This is a genomic window from Roseateles sp. (assembly GCF_049240545.1).
Lineage (GTDB): Bacteria > Pseudomonadota > Gammaproteobacteria > Burkholderiales > Burkholderiaceae_C > Paucibacter_A.
Genome location: NZ_JBMLSK010000262.1, coordinates 21103 through 40243 on the forward strand (window position 1 = coordinate 21103; position 19141 = coordinate 40243).

The window sequence follows — 19141 nt, forward strand, 5'->3', positions numbered from 1 at the left end:
GACACCATGACGACGACGCCTTTGCTAGAAGTCCGCCATTTGCGGCTTGAGTTCCCCACCCGCCGCGGCACCTTGCTCGCCCTGGATGACATCAGTTTCGACATCGCGCCTGGAGAGATCCTGGGCGTGGTGGGCGAGTCGGGCGCCGGCAAGTCCTTGACGGGCGCAGCCATCATCGGCCTCTTGGATCCACCGGGCCGCATTGCCTCGGGCGAAATCCTGCTGGAAGGACGGCGAATCGACAATCTGCCCTATGAGCAGATGCGCAAGATACGCGGCCGCCAGATCGGCGCTATCTTTCAAGATCCACTGACTTCCCTGAATCCGCTCTACACCGTCGGGCAGCAGTTGATCGAGACCATCACGACCCATCTGGACTTGACGCATGGACAAGCGCGCCAGCGTGCGATCGAGCTGCTCGAGCAGACCGGCATTCCGGCCGCGGCGGAGCGCATCGACCAGTATCCGCATCAGTTTTCAGGCGGCATGCGTCAGCGCGTGGTGATCGCCCTGGCCCTGGCGGCAGGCCCCAAGCTGATCGTGGCCGATGAGCCTACAACCGCGCTTGATGTGTCGATTCAAGCCCAGATCATTGCCTTGCTCAAACGCATTTGCAAAGAGCAGGGGGCTGCAGTGATGCTGGTCACGCACGATATGGGCGTGATTGCCGAAACCTGTGATCGGGTTGCGGTGCTTTATGCCGGCCGCGTCGCCGAGATCGGGCCAGTGCATGAACTCATTCATCGTCCCGCTCACCCTTACACCCGAGGTTTGATGGGCTCGATTCCAGCCATGGACGAGGATCGGGAGCGCTTGCTGCAAATTGATGGCGCCATGCCGCGGCTGAACGCGATTCCTGCCGGCTGCGCCTACAACCCGCGCTGCCCGCAGGTGTTCGATCGCTGCAGAAGTGATCGGCCCGAACTGCGCCGGGTCGACCAAACACAGGCGGCCTGTTGGCTGCATACAGAATCCGTGGAGGCGGTGCGATGAGTCGGCCCTTGCTGGAGGTGAAGGACCTGGCCAAGACCTTTGATGTCTCGCCGCCTTGGTTAAACCGCGTGATTGAGCGCAAGCCCAAACAGTTTGTGCATGCGGTGGACGGCATTGACTTCAGCATCCCCCGCGGCAAGACCCTGGCCTTGGTCGGTGAGTCGGGCTGCGGCAAGAGCACGGTGGCGCGCCTGTTGGTGGGCTTGTATGAGCCCAGCCGGGGCTCCGTGAGTTTTGATGGCGAAGACATCGCCAAGACCTTGGCCTCCAGCGCCGCGCTGGCCCTGCGGCGCCGCATGCAGATGATTTTCCAGGACCCTTATGCGTCATTGAATCCACGCTGGAAAGTCCAAGACATCGTGGCCGAACCCTTGCGCGAACACGGCTTGCTGGCCGGCCTAGAGGCGCAGCGCGAGCGGGTGGGTGAGCTGTTGCGCTCCGTCGGTTTATCAGCGGTCGACCGGGACAAGTTCCCGCATCAGTTTTCCGGTGGCCAGCGGCAGCGCATCTCCATAGCGAGGGCCTTGGCCACACAGCCTGAGTTTTTGGTTTGTGATGAACCCACCTCGGCTTTGGATGTGTCGGTGCAGGCGCAGGTGCTCAACATCATGAAGGATCAGCAGCGCGCCCAAGGTTTGACCTATCTTTTCATTTCGCACAATCTAGCCGTGGTGCGGCATGTGTCCGATCAGGTCGGTGTGATGTATCTGGGGCGTTTGGTTGAGTTGGCGGACAAGGTTCAATTGTTCGAACAGCCGCGCCACCCTTACACCCGCATGCTCTTGGATGCGATCCCTGATATCCACATGACCGGTCGGGCCCGCACCCCTGTACAGGGCGAGGTGCCGAATCCGCTCAACCCACCCAATGGCTGCAGCTTTCATCCGCGCTGCCCCAAGGCGACTGCGCGCTGCAAGATCGAGCGGCCGAAGATGCTGCAGTTTCAAGGGGTGCGGGTGGCTTGCCACGCGGTAGAAGAGGGGCGCTGCTGAGCAGACAGCGCCTGGCGTTTAGAGTGCGACAGCCGATGCCGGCCTTGAGGGCGTTGGCGCGGGCGGCGCTTTCAGCGCAGCCGGGTTTGCACTCGTAGCTGCCGTAGCGCTTCGGGGGAGGGTCAAGGGGCCTTTTTGACCGCAGGCCGCACTCAGCAACAACAGGCTCAAGGTGGCCACCCAGGCCAGGCCTCGGGCCCGCTTTGCCCCTGTCTTGCGCACGGTTGGGGCTGCGCGTCCTACACTTGCCGCGCGGGTGAGGTGTTCGCTCGCTGGTTTCATCATTCTGGAAGTTTATCCCCCATGTCTTCGCAATCGCCCGCACCTGCCGCCACACCTTTGACCGACCTCGACTACCAAACCAAGGCTCATGCCTTGCTCGATGCTGTCGAGGCGCGGGTGGATGCTTGGTTGGATGACGATGTGGTGGACATTGACAGCCACCGAAGTGGCGGACTGCTGGAACTGAGCATGCCCGGCGGCAGCAAGATCATCATCAACACCCAGGCGCCCTTGCAGGAGATCTGGCTGGCCACGCGCGCCGGGGGCTATCACTTTCGCTATGTCGCGGGGGCCTGGTTGGACACCCGCAGCAGTGCTGAGTTCCTCAGCCTGCTGTCGGAACAAGCCAGTGTGCAGGCCGGAAAAGCGCTGAACTTCAGCGCTTGAACAAGTCCATGATGCTTTTCTTCTCGTCCGGGCTGGCCGCTTGAGGCATGCTGGTTTCGTCTTGACTCAATTCGCGCACGCCGTCTTTGCCTGAGTACTCGTCGTAGTACCACTCGTTGTTGATGCGCACGATGCCTTCTGGGGCGCTGGGCTCGGAGACGGGAACATTGCGCAAGGCGAAGTTCATGTACTCGATCCAGACGGGCAGTGATAGCCCGCCGCCGGTTTCGCGGTCGCCGAGCTTGCGGGGTTGGTCGTAGCCGATCCAAACCACCGCGACCACTTCTTGCTGGTAGCCCGCAAACCAGGCGTCCATCGAGTCGTTGGTGGTGCCCGTCTTGCCATACAGGTCGGGGCGCTTCAGTTGTGCCTGCGCCTTCGCTGCCGTGCCGCTGCGGGTCACCTCTTGCAGCAGGCTGCTCATCATGAAAGCATTACGCGCTTCAATGACCCTGGACTCTTCGCCGGCCTGAGTCTGCGCCGCCTCGTACAGCACCCGGCCCTTGTTGTCAGTCATCTTGGCGATCAGCTGCGGTGTCACGCGGTATCCCCCGTTGGCGAACACGGCATAGCCCTGGGCCATCTGCATCGGCGTCACCGAACCTGCGCCCAGGGCCATGGTCAGATAGGCGGGGTGCTTTTCAGCTTCGAAGCCAAAGCGTGTCAGCCAATCTTGGGCGTAATGCACGCCAATCGAATTCAGCACGCGAATCGACACCATATTCTTGGACTTGGCCAAGGCGCGCCGCATGGGCATCGGGCCTTCAAACGTGCCGTCATAGTTCTTCGGCTCCCAGGGCTGGCTGCCGGTGCTGGAAGCGTTGAAGAACAAGGGCGCGTCATTCACCACCGTGCTGGGGGTGAAACCTTTTTCCAAGGCGGCGGAGTAGATGAAGGGCTTGAAGCTGGAACCCGGCTGACGCCAGGCTTGGGTCACGTGATTGAATTTGTTCTTGGCATAGTCAAAGCCACCGACCAAGGCCCGGATCTGGCCGTTCCGAGGATCCATGGACACGAACGCCCCCTCGACCTCGGGAAGTTGGGTGATGGTCCAGTCCTCCTTGCCCGCGCGGGTGGACTTGATGACGCGGATGACGGCGCCGCGGCGGATGCGTGTTTTGGGGTTGCCTTTGTCAGACAGGCCTGAAGTCGCTGGCTTCAAGCCTTCGCCGCTGAGGGTCAAGGTTTCGCCGCTTTGTAGCGCCGCCACGACTTTTCGGGGGTCCGCTTCCAGCACTACGGCGGCCAACAACTCGTCATTGGCGGGGTGATCGGCCAAGGCTTCGGCGACCCGTGCGTCCAGGTCTTTGGGTGCTGCGGGCAGGTCCACATAGGCTTCCGGGCCGCGGTAAACCTGCCGCCGCTCGAAGTCCATGATGCCGCGCCGCAGGGCGCGGTAGGCGGCGTTTTGCTCGTCGGCCCTCAAGGTCAGGTAGACGTTCAGGCCGCGGGTGTAGGCCTCGTCGCCATACTGGCTGAAGATCAACTGCCGGGCTGCCTCGGCCACGAACTCCGCGTGTGAGGGCGATTCGCTGACCTGGCGATAGCGCAGCACCTCGGCCTTGGCGATGTCGCGCTGTTCCGGCGTGATGAAGCCGTTGTCCAGCATGCGCTCGATGATGTACTGCTGGCGGATATTGGCGCGACGCGGGTTGTTGATCGGGTTGTAGGCCGACGGCGCTTTCGGCAAGCCGGCCAACATCGCGGCCTCGGCGACCGAAATGCTGCGCAGCGGTTTGCCGAAATAGACCTCGCTGGCAGCGGCAAAGCCGTAGGACCGGTGCCCCAGGAAGATCTGGTTCATATAGATCTCGAGAATCTGGTCCTTGCTCAGCGCGTTCTCGATCTTCAAAGCCAGCAAAATCTCGTAGATCTTGCGGGTCAGTGTTTTCTCGGTCGACAAATAGAAGTTGCGCGCCACCTGCATGGTGATGGTGGATGCCCCTTGGCTGCGCGATTCCCCCACATTGGCCAAGCCGGCCCGAATCACCCCCAGGTAATCGACGCCGCTGTGCTGATAAAAGCGCGCATCTTCGATCGCCAGCACGGCGTCTTTCATGACCTTGGGGATTTCCTTGATGGTCAGGTAATTGCGCCGTTCTTCTCCGAACTCGCCCAGCAACTGACCCTCTTGGGAAAGAATCCGCATCGGCAGTTTGGGCCGGTAGTCGGTCAAACCGCTGATATCGGGCAGATTGGGGTAGGCCATGGCCAGGGCCAGGGCCACCAGCAAGAGCACGGAAAACACAGCCGCCAGGCCCAAGCCGAGCAGCCAGCCGAATAGCTTGCCCACTGCAGACAGTGCGGACCTTGGGGTTTCGGGGTGTGACTCGGTCTTTGCGTTCCGAGGGACTTTCTTTTTGGCTTCGCTCATGGGCCTCCGCTAGGGTCGGCGGATTATAGAAAGCTCTCTACAGCGCCGTTGCTTTCATCCTCGCCACAACAGAGTGGCCCCGAAGTCGGAAATGGGGGCTTTTTCTAGGCTTTGCGCGTCTTGGCGGCCGTGTATGTTTCGCAACGTGGTGTTACTGGCTGTGACCTAGTTTCCTTAGGGGCGCAAGGGCTTTGCTGCTAGCATTCAAGTAACTTATTAACAGTCCGGCGGAAATAACGTTGGGGGATTCACGTCGTGGGAATACTTGACGTACTGATGGGGCGAAAACATCCACCCATGATTGGCTTGGATATCAGTTCGTCCAGCGTCAAATTGGTGGAATTGGGCCAGGCAGCCAATGGCGATATGGTGCTGGAGCGTTTTGCCACCGAGCCTTTTGAAAAAGGCTGGATCACCGACGGCCAAATCGAGAAATTCGATGAGGTGGCCGATGCGGTGCGCCGCGTTGTCGCACGCAGTGGCTGCCGCACCCGTGATGCGGTGCTGGCCATGCCTCAGTCCGCCGTCATCACCAAGAAGATCATGTTGCCCGCCGGTTTGCGGGATGAGGAGCTTGAGATTCAGGTCGAGGCGGAAGCCAATCAGTACATCCCCTTTTCACTGGATGAGGTGAGTCTGGACTTCTGCGTGATCGGTCCGAGCCCAACTTCGGTCGGTGACGTCGAGGTTTTGATCGCCGCCTCTCGTAAAGACCGGGTGCAAGATCGGCAGGGCCTGGCCGAAGCGGCGGGTTTGCGCCCCGTCATTCTGGACATTGAATCGCATGCTTCGCGCATGGCCATGGGGCGATTGATTGCCAATCTGCCCAATGAGGGCAAGGATGCCTTGGTGGCCCTGTTTGAAATCGGCGCCGACACCACCAGCCTCAAGGTGCTGCGTGATGACGAGATGCTCTATGACCGCGATCAGGCTTTTGGCGGCTCCCAACTGACCCAACTGATCTCGCGCCAGTACGGTTTTTCCTTTGAAGAGGCCGAGCAAAAGAAGCTGGCCAACGATCTGCCCGAGGATTACGCCAGTGCTGTGCTGAATCCCTTTGTGGACAGCTTGTCGCAGGAGATTGGCCGAGCTTTGCAGTATTTCTTCACCAGCACGCCGCACCACAAAGTGCATTACGTGATGCTGGCCGGTGGCACCGCCACCTTGCCGGGTTTGAAGGAGAGGGTGACCGAGTTGACCGGCTTTGCCTGCATGGTGGTGAATCCTTTTGAGAACATGGCCTTGGGCTCGGCCATTCGCGAGCCCAAGCTGCGCCGCGAAGCGCCCGCCTATCTGACCGCCTGCGGCTTGGCCATGCGGAGGTTCTTCCAGTGATCCTGATCAATCTGCTTCCGTATCGGGAAGAGAAACGCAAACGACGCAAGGCGCAGTTTTTTGCGGGTCTGGGCGTCGCCGCCTTGGTCGGCGTCGGTTTGGTGGCCTTGACCTATGCGCTCTTGCAGCATTGGACGGACGAACAACAAAACCGCAACCAGTATCTGAGCCTGGAGATTGGTCGTCTGGACAATCAGATCAAGGACATTGCCAATCTGAAGGCCGAGATCGAGTCGCTCAAATCGCGGCAGCGTGCCGTGGAAGACCTGCAGGCCGACCGCAATACCCCGGTGCAATTGCTGAATGAGTTGGCGCGTTACACCCCGGAAGGCGTGTACCTGACGGCGATCCGTCAGGCCGACAAGGTGGTCACGATCAATGGCATTGCCCAGACCAATGAACGGGTGGCCGAGCTTTTGCGCAACACCTCGCGCTCGTCTGAGTGGTTGGAGCGGCCCGAATTGGTGGAGATCAAGGTCGCCAACTTGAGCACCAGCGGGCGCGATCAAAAGCGTCTGCTCGACTTTTCCATGCGCGTGACGATCAAGGATCCGAATCGCGAGAACAGCGATGTGCCTGGAAAACCGGGCGCTGCCGCCACGGCGCGGCCCGTTGAAGCCAACAAGTCCTGAAGGCAAGCATGGCGACCAAGGCTTTATCAATCAAGTTCGATGTCAACGAGTGGTTCGAGGGCGTGGCCGAGCAGTTTCGCGGCCTCAACCCCAATGAGCCGGGGCAATGGCCCTTGCTGCCCAAGCTGGCAGCTTTTTGCGCATCCGCGGTGCTGGTCATGGGTTTGGGCTGGGTCTTTGTGCTCGCCGACGTACAGGCTGCGTTGGATGCCGAACGCGCCCGCGAGCCGGTGCTGAAAGAGGACTTCCGGGGCAAGCTGGCTCAAGCCGTCAACCTGCCCGAATTGCGCAAGCAAAAGAGTCAGGTTGAAGAGTATGTGACGCAGCTGGAGAAACAATTGCCCGGCAAGGCCGAGATCGACGCGCTGCTGTCCGACATCAATCAGGCAGGCTTGGGCCGCGGCCTTCAATTCGAGCTGTTCCGCCCCGGGCAGGAGCAGCGCAAGGACTATTACGCCGAGTTGCCGATTTCGCTGCGAGTCTCGGGCCGGTATCACGATATTGGTGCTTTTGCGGCTGATGTTTCCAATCTGTCTCGTATCGTGACGCTGCATAACCTGAACGTGGTGGCGCCCACCGGCAAGGATGCCAATAGCGGCAATCTGAGCATGGAGGCGACCGCTCGAACCTACCGTTATCTCGATGCCCTTGAAGTGGCGGATCAGAGAAAGAGTGCGGCCAAGGCCGCGGCAGGAGCGAAGAAGTGAAGCCGCTGAATGTGGGTGCGGCGTTGCTGGCCGCTTTGCTGGCCGGCTGTTCGGCCGACACCGATGAATTGAATCAGTGGATGGAACAGCAGCGGCGTGAAGCGCGCGCCACCATCACACCCTTGGTGCCGCCCAAGAAGTTTTTGCCGCAGCCTTATGAGGCCGCTGCGGATGTGGATCCCTACAGCGCGCAAAAGCTCAGCGTGGCTGTCAAGCAAGAGGCGGCGCAACCCAACTCTTTATTGAGCGCCGAGATGAACCGCCGCCGTGAGCCGCTGGAGGCTTATCCCCTGGACAGCATGGCCATGGTGGGCAGCATCACCCGCTCCAACCAGCGCTTTGCCCTGCTGCGCGCAGACAACCTGCTCTATCAGGTCAAGTCGGGCGACCACTTGGGCCTCAACTTTGGACGAGTGATGAAGATCACTGAAACCGATATCACCCTGCGGGAAGTCGTGCAAGACGCGGCCGGCGAGTGGATTGAACGCACCAGTACCCTCCAGCTTCAGGAGCAGGGACGATGAAACAATTGCAGGAGACTTCAGGCATGGGCCAATTCGGCAGGAGCCAGTTTTGGCGCGCAGCGAGTTTGAGCGTGGTTCTTTCGTTGGGCTTGTTTGCAGCCACTTCGGCGGCGGCTCAAACGGCCATACGCTCCATCAATAGCGTGCAGCAGGCGGGCGTGGAGGTGGTGCGGATCGAAATGTCCCAGCCTCTGACCGAGTTGCCCAAGGGCTTTACGGTGCAGTCGCCCCCCCGCATTGCGATCGATCTGCCCGGTGTGGTGAATGGCATTGGTCGCTCGCTGGTGGAGATCAATCAGGGCAATCTTCGTTCGGCCAATGTGGCCCAAGCCGGAGAGCGCACCCGGGTGGTCTTGAACTTGCGCCAGCCCTCTGGCTACAAGGCCGAGATTCAAGACAATGCTTTGCTGTTGGTGCTGGAAACTGCGCCCGGTGTCGCGCCCGTGGCTCAGGCCGCTAACGAACCCCTGCATTTCGCCCCCAGCCAGAACACCGAGTTGCAATCCATCCGTGACATTGATTTCCGGCGTGGACAAGACAATGCCGGCCGCATCATCGTCAGCCTGCCAAGCAATCAGGTGGGCGTGGACATTCAGCAGCAGGGGCAGAACTTGGTGGTCGAGTTCTTGCGCTCCAGCTTGCCGGCCAGCCTGCGCCGCAAGCTTGATGTGTCCGATTTCGGCAGCCCGGTTCAATCCATTTCCACCACCCAGGTGGGCGACCGGATTCGCATGGTGATCGAGCCCAAGGGTGCCTGGGAGCACAGCGCTTATCAAAGCGATAACCAGTTCGTCTTGGAGGTTCGTCAGCAAAAACTCGATCCCAACAAACTGGTCGCTGGGCCCGGCTATGCGGGCGACAAGCTTTCGCTGAACTTCCAGAACATCGAAGTGCGCGCGCTCTTGCAGGTGATTGCTGATTTCACCAACTTCAACGTCGTCACCAGCGATACCGTTACCGGCAACGTCACCTTGCGTTTGAAAGATGTGCCTTGGGATCAGGCCTTGGACATCATCATGCAAGCCAAGGGTTTGGGGCTGCGCAAGTCCGGCAATGTGCTGTGGATCGCCCCCAAGGATGAACTGGCCGCCAAGGAAAAGCTCGACCTGGAGTCCAAGGCCCAGATCGCGCAGCTGGAGCCGGTGCGCACCCAATCGATCCAACTCAACTACACCAAGGCCGAAGAAGTGGCCAAGGGCCTGAGCGGCCAGAACTCGGGTGGCGGCGGATCGTCGGCCGCTGGGGCTCAGAACCCCTCGCGCATCTTGTCGCCGCGCGGCAGCGTGATTTTTGAGACTCGCACCAACCAGCTGTTCGTGACTGACATTCCTTCCAAGTTGGAGGAGGTGCAGGCCATGATTGCCAAGATCGACATCCCAGTGCGCCAGGTTTTGATCGAAGCCCGCATCGTGGAAGCCGATGACAAGTTCGGACGTGCGCTCGGTGTCAAGCTCGGCGTCAATGATTTGCGTGGACGGCAAGGCGGCGTGCCGGGCTATTCGGTCGGTGGCGACAACTATGTGGTCGCCGGTGGCAAGTACAACGGCGTGGGCTACAGCACCTTGCAGTACCCGGTCAATGATTTCGCCAACACTCAGTTCATCAACTTGCCGGCCAATGTCTCTTCCGACAGCTTCGGTGGCGCCAATGCCGCCAGCTTTGCGTTGTCGCTGTTCAGTGCCACCGCCAATCGATTCTTGAATTTGGAACTCTCGGCGCTGGAGTCAGACGGCAAGGGCAAGATCGTCTCTAGCCCGCGCGTCATCACCGCCGACCAAGTCAAGGCGCTGATTGAACAGGGCGAGGAACTGCCCTACCAGGTGGCCACCGCCAGCGGCGCGACGTCCATCCAGTTCCGCAAAGCCAATCTGAAACTTGAAGTCACGCCGCAGATCACGCCCGAAGGCAATGTGATCTTGAGCGTGGACGTCAACAAAGACAGCCGTGGCACGCTGACCCCCCAGGGCTTTGCCATCAATACCAAGCATGTGCAAACCCAGGTGCTGGTGGAAAACGGCGGCACGGTGGTGATTGGCGGCATCTTCACCCAAGATGAGCGTGAAGACATCTCCAAGGTGCCTTTGCTGGGCGACTTGCCTTATCTGGGCAACTTGTTCAAGAACAAATCCAAGACGTCGATCAAGACCGAGTTGCTGATTTTCTTGACCCCCAAGGTTGTGAACGACCGCGCCACGGTCCGCTGACATTGGTCGTCAGTCAGCTAACGAACAAAATCCACTGAAACACGGGAGCGCCAGCGGCTCAGAACGCTGGCAATGCAGGAGTTTGCAGATATGAGCAGTATCAAAGTGATGAACCTACTGGGCCGCAGGGGCGCCCAAGTGGTGTTGGGGGCGCTGCTGTCGGGCTTGTTGCTGGCCTGCGGCGGCGGCGGTGGGGGTGACAAAGCTGGGACTCCAATTTTTCAAGAGCCTACGACGCCGGGTACGACCAAGCCTGTCAGTTTGACCGCTTTGGCAGTGGTCGGTGACAAGACTTCTATTCCCAACTCAGGTCTTGAGAAGGTGAAGTTGACGGTGACCGCCCTAGGTGCTGGGAACGCCGCCATCACCGGTGCGGAAGTGCCCGTGTCGGTCAGCGTCGATAGTGGCGCGATCGTCACCCCGTCTGCCAAAGTGACGAACAAAGAGAACGGCACCATGGAGGCGATTGTCCAGTTGGTCGATCGAACCAGCCGAACCGTCAAGGTAACCTTCAGCAGTGGCTCGATTACTCAGACCGCTAGTTTTGACGTTGTGGACAGTGTCAATGGCAGCAAGGTTGCAGATTTGGCCTTGGTGGTTGACAAGCAAACCATTTCGAACGACGGCTTGCAGACCATCAAGTTGACAGTGACCTCTTTGGATGCGAATCGAAACGCCATTGGTGGGTCTCCGGTGGCACTGAAGGTCGATACCGATTCAGTGCTCTATCCGAATGAGGACGCCTTGCTCAATGCTGGAGGTGTAACTTCCACAGGGGAAACCAGCGGGCGCTTGACCGCAGAATTGAGCTTGGTTGCCAATCGCAAGAATCGGACGATTTCCTTGATTGCTTCGAGCGGGACGGTGACCCGATCCATCAGTGTCAATGTGGTTGATCCCTTGGTCAGTATTCCTAAGGCCGCGGATTTGTCTTTGCTGCTTGACAAGACCAATATCACCAACTCCGGCGGCGATACCGTCACCGTCACGGCAACAGCCGTGGATTCGCTGCGCAATGTCATCAGTGGCATCCCGGTAACCTTCTCGGTTGACAACAAGGCCACGATTGCAACGTCTTCCACCCAGACAGATTCGCAAGGCGTGGTCACGGCGAGAATCAAGATTGGTGACGATAAGTCAGATCGTTTGATCACGATTACTGCCAAGAGTGACGCTCTGGTTCGCACGGCTTCCTTTTTGGTGACCGGCACAACCCTGCAGGCCACGGCCTTGCCGGCGCTGCCGGTTGCGGGAAGTGCGGGTAACAAAATCGAGTACCGACTGAGTGATGTCAACAAGAATGCGATGGCGGGTATTGCGATCAATGTCAGCGCCAATGGTTTACCGTCTGCTTCGGGCATTACGGATGTCAACGGGGCCTACACCTATACCTATACAGCCCCGGCGACGCCGGGTCCTGTTGATGTGACCGCCGTGGCCGGGGGTAAGTCCACCGTACAAACGGTGACCGTCCCCTCAGGCTCGACCACGTTCCCGCCGGCAAGTCTCACGGTGACGTCGAGTGCTTTGTCCGCCACACCGTCGGTGGTGAAGGTGAATACGGCGGACACCTCCAACCGCACCGAGCTTCGTGCTTTATTCTTGGCAGCGAACAATACGCCTGTGAAGAATGTGCGTGTTCGCTTTGATCTGAATGGTGATCTGAACAGTATTGGCGGAACCCTGAGTTCGGGCACCTCGACGGTCTACTCCGATGGCGCCGGTGTTGCGATCACCAACTATTCTCCGGCGCAGCGATCCAGCCCTACCAACGGCGTTACTGTCCGTGCTTGCTGGGATTACGCGGACTTTGCGGCGAACGCATGTCCCAACTCTGTCTTGACCAGCTTGACGGTGGTGTCTGATCCGCTGTCCATCACGATCGGGACAGACGAGACGATTTCCGAAGGTGACAGCAAGCTCACCTACATCAAGCAGTACGTCCTCTTGGTCGTGGATGCGGCTGGCAATCCCGTGTCCGATGTCCAGATTACGCCGTCCTTGGATTTAACGGCTTATGTCAAGGGCTTCTACGAGTACAACAAGGCTCTAACTGCCTGGGTTCCTTTCTATCTGGATGCATTCAGCACGAAGATTCCTGGCTATGCACCTTCTTGCTTGGCCGAAGACTTGAACAAGAACGGCTCCATTGAGGCGGGTGAAGACCGGAACCTCAACAAGCAGTTGGACCCTCGCAAGTCCGACGCAGCCATCACCATGGTTGGGTCCACCAAGACCGGGGCAAACGGCACTGCGGTATTGAAGATTGAGTACCCGAAAAGCGTGGCGGGTTGGGTGAACTTCACGATCCAAGCCTCCGCTGCGGGTGTATTGAGTCCCCCCGCCATCTACTCCAGCACCTTGCCGGTCTCAGCGACTGCCATCAAGGCCGAGACGCCGCCGCCTGCTTTCGTCACAAGCCCTTACGGCATCGTTCGTAGACTGAGTGATGGGTCTTTCTGCGCCAATGCGGACTAGCGCGGTCGTCGATCAATGATCATTTCCCTCGTCGGCATGCCCGGCGGTGGTAAGTCCACCGTCGGCCGGCAGATGGCGCGGCAATTGGGCATGCGCTTTGTCGACACCGACACCGAAATCGAGACGCGGCTCGGCGAGTCGATCAAGAGTTTTTTTGATCGAAGCGGCGAGGGCGCGTTTCGTGATTTGGAGTCCGAGGTCTTGGCCGAGGTTCTCACCCGGGAGGGAGAGTTCGTGTTGGCCACCGGTGGTGGCATTGTGTTGAGAGATGCGAATCGCGAGCTTTTGCATCGCCACTCCCACGTGCTTTATTTGCGCTCGACGCCGGAGGAGTTGTTCCGGCGCCTGCGCCACGACACGCAAAGGCCCTTGTTGCAGGTGCGTGATCCCCTGGGCAAGTTGCGCGAGCTGTATCAGGTGCGCAATCCGCTCTACAGGCGTTGCGCGCATTTTGTCTTGGAGACCGGCCGGCCCTCCGTGCATGGGCTGGTCAATATGGCGCTGATGCAGCTGGAGTTGGCCGGCATCATTGACCCTGAGCGCGTTGCCGCCACGGTCGGCGCTGAAGAGCCCAAGCCCTGAGTCGGGCACTGTGAGCGTTCCCGGCTGAAGGCGGGGTGGCTTCCCTCGGCCCCCGTACACTTGAGTCCATGAACTCAGCGCCTCAGACTCACCTCAGCGTCCCTCAGTCATCCACTCAGATCGTGCCGATTGCACTGGACGAGGGTCAGCGTGGCTATGACATTCTGATCGGCTCGGGTTTATTGGATGCCGAATCATCTTGGCAGGGCCTGCCCAAAGCTGCGGCCGCGCTGATCGTCAGCAATGAGACGGTGGCGCCTCTGTACCAAGAGCGCTTGTGGGCGCAGTTGCAGGCGCACTATGCCCGCGTCGACGCAGTGCAACTGCCCGATGGTGAGCAATACAAAGACTGGGCAAGCTTGAACCGCGTGTTCGATCATCTCTTGGCCTCTGCCTCCGATCGAAAGACGGTGCTGTTCGCGCTCGGGGGCGGCGTGATTGGGGACATGACAGGGTTTGCCGCTTCCATCTATATGCGTGGCGTCCCCTTTGTTCAGGTGCCGACAACCTTGTTGGCGCAGGTTGATTCCTCAGTGGGCGGCAAGACGGCGATCAACCACCCTTTGGGCAAAAACATGCTTGGGGCTTTTTATCAGCCGGCGCGTGTGATTGCGGATCTGGATACGCTGGACAGCCTGCCGCAGCGGGAGTTGTCGGCAGGTTTGGCGGAAGTGATCAAGTACGGCCCGATTGCCGATGCATCCTTTTTGGATTGGATCGAAGTCAACCTGGAGGCTCTGCTGGCGCGCGATAAGGCGGCGCTGGCTTATGCGGTCAAGCGTTGCTGCGAGATCAAGGCCTGGGTGGTTGGGCAAGACGAGCGCGAGCAGGGCCTGCGTGCCATCCTGAACTTTGGTCACACCTTTGGCCATGCCATTGAGACCGGGCTGGGTTACGGCGAATGGTTGCACGGTGAAGCGGTGGGCTGTGGCATGGTGATGGCCAGTGCGCTCTCGGTGCGCCTTGGTTTGATGCCTGAGGAGTTTTTGCCGCGCATGCGACGTTTGATAGAGCGGGCAGGTTTGCCGGTGACGGGCCCCAAGTTGGGTGTGGAACGCTATCTTGAGTTGATGCGCGTCGACAAGAAGTCCGAAGGCGGCGCCATTCGTTTTGTGCTGATTGAAGGGCTTGGGCGTGCCGGTATGCATGCGGCGCCCGATGACTGGGTGGGCCAGGTCTTGGACGCCCACTGCGCCTGAAGATTCTAGAGATCGAGCCTCTTGCCATGCCTCTCGCGCCCTATGCCTGCCATGCCTCAAGAAGCCGAGGTCGGCGCGTGTTCGAGCCTGCGGCGCCAACGCGCAGCGAGTTCCAGCGCGACCGTGATCGCATCATTCACAGCACCGCCTTCCGGCGCCTGGTCTACAAGACCCAGGTTTTTTTAAATCACGAAGGCGACCTGTTCCGTACGCGCTTGACCCATTCTTTGGAGGTCGCTCAGCTGGGCCGCTCCATCGGCCGGAGCCTGGGGCTGGACGAAGACTTGATCGAAGCCGTGGCCTTGGCCCACGATCTGGGGCATACGCCTTTCGGACATGCCGGGCAAGATGTGCTGGATGAGTGCATGAAGGCGCATGGGGGCTTTGAGCACAACTTGCAGTCCTTGCGTGTGGTCGACAAGTTGGAACAGCGCTACCCGGCTTTCGATGGTTTGAATCTTTGCTTCGAAACCCGCGAAGGGATCCTGAAGCACTGCGCACGGCGCGATGCCTTGCACTTGGAGGAGATCGAGCCTGGCGGCGTGGGCGCGCGCTTTCTGCTTGGGCATCAGCCCAGTTTGGAGGCGCAGTTGTGCAATCTCGCCGACGAGGTCGCGTACAACGCGCATGATATCGACGACGGCGTGCGCTCTGGCTTGCTCGATCTGGAGCAACTGGCGACGGTACCCTTGGTGCAGAGCTATCTGAAAGAAGCTTTGGCCGCCTACCCGGCTTTGCAGGGCAAGCGTTTGCTGGCGGAGACGATACGCGGCATGCTCTCAGCCCAGGTCTACGACATCATTGATGCCACGCGCTCGGCCCTGCAAGCGGCAGCTGTGGCTGACGTCGAAGAGGTGCGCCAAGCGCCGGCGCTGATGGCATTCAGCCCCGCCATGCGCGCCGCCAGCACCGAGCTGAAGCGTTTTTTGTTCGCCCACCTGTACCGACATCCGCAGGTGCAGACGACTCGAATGAGAGCCGAACAGGTCTTGCGCGATCTGTTTCGGATCTATGTGGCCGAGCCCGGCCAACTCCCCGCGGAGTACCGCGAGTCCGCCTCCGCCAACGACATCCCTCGCGCCTGCGCCGACTACATCGCCGGCATGACCGACCGTTTTGCCATCCGCGAGCACCAAAGACTGACCGGCCTCACGTTGTTCTAGGCTGACAGGCCGTTCCACTTTTAAAATGGGGTCAGGTTCAATTTCTGCGCCCCATTCTGGGGCGAACTGCCATGGCCCGTCTTCCCCGACTCGTGCTTGCTGGCCAAGCGCATCACGTCATCCAGCGTGGCAACAATCGACAAGCCATTGTCCTGAGTGATGCCGACCGCCAGCAGTATTTGGAGCAACTTCGTGAGTGCGCAGCGACTTACAAGGTGGCCATCCATGCCTATGTGTTGATGGACAACCATGTCCATCTGCTGGCTACCCCCGCCTCAGACCAAGGCATCAGCCAGATGATGCAGGCGCTGGGACGTCGCTATGTGGCTTGGTTCAATCACAAATATCAGCGCAGCGGCACACTCTGGGAAGGGCGCTTTCGTGCGGGGCTGATCGATAGCGAGCACCATTTGATGGCCTGCATGCGCTATATCGAGCTCAATCCCGTCAGAGCCGGCATGTGCACCGACGCGGCCGATTACAACTGGTCCAGCTGCGCGCATCACTTGGGAAGGCGCAGCGACCCCTTGGTCCATGACCACGCCATGTTCTGGGCGATGGGCAATACGCCATTTGAGCGTGAAGCCAACTACCGCGAGTTGCTCAGCCAGGGTGTCGCTGAGGCCGAGCGAGCGAAGTTCCACGACGCGGCCATGAAAGGCCGACCTTTGGGGTCTCCGCTGTTCCTGAAGTCGCTGGCTGAAAAGACGCCGTTGCCACTGTTGCCAAGGGCGAGAGGGCGCCCTAAATTGGTGCCAACCGCACCTGTGTCGGGCAATTAAATTGACTCTGACCCCATTTAGAGGAGCGCGGCTGGGCGCGCTGGAATTTAAATGAACCTGACCCCATTTAATTTGACTTGATGGAAAAGATCTGCCGAAGTAACCTCTGGGCCGTAACTGAATTACGTCGGAGAGTGCCATGAGCAGTGCAGCAGAGTTTCAAGCCGAGAAAGACGAACTGGCGGCCCAGGGCCTCTACCGTCCGCAGAACGAAAAAGACGCTTGCGGTCTGGGCTTTGTGGCCCATATCAAGGGCCAGAAGGCGCATTCCATCGTCCAGCAGGGTCTGAAGATCCTCGAGAACCTGGACCATCGGGGCGCTGTGGGCGCGGACAAGCTGATGGGCGACGGCGCCGGCATCTTGATCCAAATCCCCGACGAACTGTTCCGCGCTGAAATGGCATTGCAGGGCGTGGAGCTGCCGCCGCCCGGTGAGTATGGCGTCGGCATGATCTTCCTGCCCAAGGAGCACGCCTCCCGTTTGGCTTGCGAACAAGAACTGGCCCGCGCCATCAAGGCCGAGGGTCAGGTCTTGCTGGGCTGGCGTGATGTGCCGGTCGACGCGGAGATGCCAATGTCGCCAACCGTGCGCGACAAAGAGCCCATCATTCGCCAAATTTTCATCGGCCGCGGCCCGGACATCATTGTTCCCGACGCCCTTGAGCGCAAGCTTTACGTCATCCGCAAGACGGCCTCCAGCGCCATCCAGGCCTTGCAGCTGACGCACAGCCGCGAGTACTACGTGCCCAGCATGAGCTGCCGCACCATCATCTACAAAGGCCTGCTGCTGGCCGACCAGGTGGGCAGCTACTACAAAGACCTGGCCGACCCGCGCGTGGTCTCCGCCATAGCTCTGGTGCACCAGCGCTTCTCCACCAACACCTTCCCCGAATGGCCGCTGGCTCACCCCTACCGCATGGTCGCCCACAACGGCGAGATCAACACGGTCAAGGGCAACTTCAACTGGATGCGCGCCCGCGAAGGCGTGATGAAGTCGCCGGTGTTGGGTGAAGACCTGAACAAGCTCTACCCGATCAGCTTCGAGCACCAGTCGGACACGGCCACTTTCGATAACGCCATCGAACTGCTGACCATGGCGGGCTACCCGTTGGCTCACGCCGCCATGATGATGATCCCGGAAGCCTGGGAGCAGCATGAGCACATGGACCTGCGCCGCCGGGCCTTCTATGAATACCACGCCGCGATGATGGAGCCCTGGGATGGTCCTGCCGCTATGGTCTTCACCGATGGCCGCCAGGTCTGCGCCGCCTTGGACCGCAACGGCCTGCGTCCCGCTCGTTACTGCGTAACGGACGATGACCTCGTTATCCTGGCCTCCGAGTCAGGCGTGCTGCCAGTGCCTGAAAACAAGATCGTCAAGAAGTGGCGCCTTCAGCCCGGCAAGATGTTCCTGATCGATCTGGAGCAGGGCCGCATCATCGATGACGAAGAGTTGAAGAACCAGTACGCCAACGCCCGGCCTTACCGCCAGTGGATCGAGAACGTGCGCGTCAAGCTCGATGACATCGAGGTGCTTGATGCCAAACCCGCCAGCTTCAGCGCCAGCTTGCTGGACCGTCAGCAAGCCTTCGGCTTCACTCAAGAAGACATCAAGTTCCTGATGGCCCCCATGGCCGCCACCGGCGAAGAAGCGCTGGGCTCCATGGGCAATGATTCTCCTTTGGCCGTGCTGTCCTCCAAGGACAAGCCGCTGTTCAACTACTTCAAGCAGCTCTTCGCCCAGGTGACCAACCCGCCGATCGACCCGATCCGTGAAGCCATCGTGATGTCGCTGAACAGCTTCATTGGCCCCAAGCCGAACCTGCTGGACATCAACGCGGTGAACCCGCCGATGCGCCTGGAGGTGTCTCAGCCGGTGTTGGACTTCAAGGATATGGCGCGCTTGCGCCAGATCGAAGCCCACACACACGGCAAGTTCAAGCCCTACGAGCTGGACATCACCTATCCGCTGGCCTGGGGGCATGAAGGTGTCGAAGCGCAGTTGGCTTCGCTGTGCGCCGAATCGGTGGACGCCATCAAGAGCGGCCACAACATCCTCATCATCACCGACCGTGGCCTGAGCGACAGCCGCGTCGCCATCCCCGCGCTGTTGGCCCTGTCCGCCATCCACCACCATCTGGTGCGTGAAGGCCGCCGCACCACCGCAGGTCTGGTGGTCGAAACCGGCAGCGCCCGTGAGGTGCACCACTTCGCTGTGCTGGCCGGCTTCGGCGCCGAGGCGGTTCACCCGTACTTGGCCCTGGAAACCCTGGCCGAAATCGCGGCCGGTTTGCCGGGTGAGTTGTCGGCCGAGAAGGCCACCTACAACTACATCAAGGGCATCGGCAAGGGCCTGTCCAAGATCATGTCCAAGATGGGCATCTCGACGTATATGTCTTACTGCGGTGCGCAGATCTTTGAGGCCATCGGTCTGAAGAGCGACTTCGTCGAGAAGTACTTCCGCGGCACGCCCACCCAGGTGGGCGGCATCGGCGTGTTCGAGGTGG

At 60.0% G+C, this 19141-nt stretch carries 16 protein-coding genes; 14 read left to right on the forward strand and 2 right to left on the reverse strand.

From position 1 onward, the window contains the following. The first annotated feature begins 6 nt into the window (after window positions 1-6). Both ACOVRJ_RS17110 and ACOVRJ_RS17115 read left to right on the forward strand, forming a co-directional pair. Window positions 7-993: an ABC transporter ATP-binding protein gene (locus ACOVRJ_RS17110; RefSeq protein WP_422045042.1), complete on the forward strand. Its 987-nt coding sequence runs from the start codon at window positions 7-9 to the stop codon at window positions 991-993. Next, window positions 990-1985 carry an ABC transporter ATP-binding protein gene (locus tag ACOVRJ_RS17115; protein WP_422045043.1) on the forward strand — a complete coding sequence of 332 codons (996 nt, stop codon included), beginning with the start codon at window positions 990-992 and terminating at the stop codon, window positions 1983-1985. Before ACOVRJ_RS17110 ends, ACOVRJ_RS17115 begins: the two co-directional genes overlap by 4 nt. Window positions 1986-2003: 18 nt before the next feature. On the opposite strand, the gene lptM is transcribed toward ACOVRJ_RS17115, so the two are convergent. Next, the gene (gene lptM, locus ACOVRJ_RS17120; RefSeq protein WP_422045044.1) at window positions 2004-2270 is read right to left on the reverse strand and encodes an LPS translocon maturation chaperone LptM; all 267 of its coding nucleotides are present in this window, start codon (window positions 2268-2270) and stop codon (window positions 2004-2006) included. 54 nt (window positions 2271-2324) lie between these two features. Between lptM and cyaY the strand changes: the two genes are divergently transcribed. Next, the gene (cyaY, locus tag ACOVRJ_RS17125) at window positions 2325-2654 is read left to right on the forward strand and encodes an iron donor protein CyaY (RefSeq protein ID WP_422045058.1); all 330 of its coding nucleotides are present in this window, start codon (window positions 2325-2327) and stop codon (window positions 2652-2654) included. Here cyaY and ACOVRJ_RS17130 read toward each other — a convergent pair. Then, window positions 2644-5028, reverse strand: a complete 2385-nt coding sequence (locus ACOVRJ_RS17130) for a penicillin-binding protein 1A (RefSeq protein ID WP_422045045.1) — start codon at window positions 5026-5028, stop codon at window positions 2644-2646. The two genes, cyaY and ACOVRJ_RS17130, sit on opposite strands and share 11 nt — an antisense overlap. A gap of 297 nt (window positions 5029-5325) precedes the next feature. Here ACOVRJ_RS17130 and ACOVRJ_RS17135 point away from each other — a divergent pair, with 297 nt between their 5' ends. From ACOVRJ_RS17135 to ACOVRJ_RS17185, 11 genes are all read left to right on the forward strand, one after another. Continuing rightward, window positions 5326-6363 carry a pilus assembly protein PilM gene (locus tag ACOVRJ_RS17135; protein ID WP_422045046.1) on the forward strand — a complete coding sequence of 346 codons (1038 nt, stop codon included), beginning with the start codon at window positions 5326-5328 and terminating at the stop codon, window positions 6361-6363. Continuing rightward, on the forward strand, window positions 6360-6995 hold the full coding sequence (locus ACOVRJ_RS17140) for a PilN domain-containing protein (protein WP_422045047.1): 636 nt from the start codon (window positions 6360-6362) through the stop codon (window positions 6993-6995). Before ACOVRJ_RS17135 ends, ACOVRJ_RS17140 begins: the two co-directional genes overlap by 4 nt. Before the next feature lie 8 nt (window positions 6996-7003). Continuing rightward, on the forward strand, window positions 7004-7702 hold the full coding sequence (locus tag ACOVRJ_RS17145) for a type 4a pilus biogenesis protein PilO (protein ID WP_422045048.1): 699 nt from the start codon (window positions 7004-7006) through the stop codon (window positions 7700-7702). Beyond that, a complete protein-coding gene (locus ACOVRJ_RS17150) occupies window positions 7699-8226 on the forward strand; it encodes a pilus assembly protein PilP (protein ID WP_422045049.1) in 528 nt (175 codons plus the stop codon). The genes ACOVRJ_RS17145 and ACOVRJ_RS17150 overlap by 4 nt, the downstream gene beginning before the upstream one ends. After that, entirely contained in the window at window positions 8223-10430 is a 2208-nt protein-coding gene (gene pilQ, locus ACOVRJ_RS17155) for a type IV pilus secretin PilQ (protein ID WP_422045050.1), read from the forward strand. Before ACOVRJ_RS17150 ends, pilQ begins: the two co-directional genes overlap by 4 nt. 90 nt (window positions 10431-10520) lie before the next feature. Next, window positions 10521-12908: an Ig-like domain-containing protein gene (locus ACOVRJ_RS17160; RefSeq protein WP_422045051.1), complete on the forward strand. Its 2388-nt coding sequence runs from the start codon at window positions 10521-10523 to the stop codon at window positions 12906-12908. A 15-nt stretch (window positions 12909-12923) separates the two neighbouring features. Then, on the forward strand, window positions 12924-13490 hold the full coding sequence (locus tag ACOVRJ_RS17165) for a shikimate kinase (protein ID WP_422045052.1): 567 nt from the start codon (window positions 12924-12926) through the stop codon (window positions 13488-13490). A 68-nt stretch (window positions 13491-13558) separates the two neighbouring features. Then, on the forward strand, window positions 13559-14689 hold the full coding sequence (gene aroB / locus ACOVRJ_RS17170; protein ID WP_422045053.1) for a 3-dehydroquinate synthase: 1131 nt from the start codon (window positions 13559-13561) through the stop codon (window positions 14687-14689). A 26-nt stretch (window positions 14690-14715) separates the two neighbouring features. Then, complete coding sequence (locus ACOVRJ_RS17175; RefSeq protein WP_422045054.1) at window positions 14716-15852, forward strand: deoxyguanosinetriphosphate triphosphohydrolase; 1137 nt, start codon at window positions 14716-14718, stop codon at window positions 15850-15852. Between the two features lie 71 nt (window positions 15853-15923). Then, window positions 15924-16634, forward strand: a complete 711-nt coding sequence (locus ACOVRJ_RS17180) for an REP-associated tyrosine transposase (protein WP_422045055.1) — start codon at window positions 15924-15926, stop codon at window positions 16632-16634. A gap of 139 nt (window positions 16635-16773) precedes the next feature. Continuing rightward, the coding region (locus tag ACOVRJ_RS17185; protein WP_422045056.1) for a glutamate synthase central domain-containing protein at window positions 16774-19141 on the forward strand (2368 nt) is incomplete at its 3' end.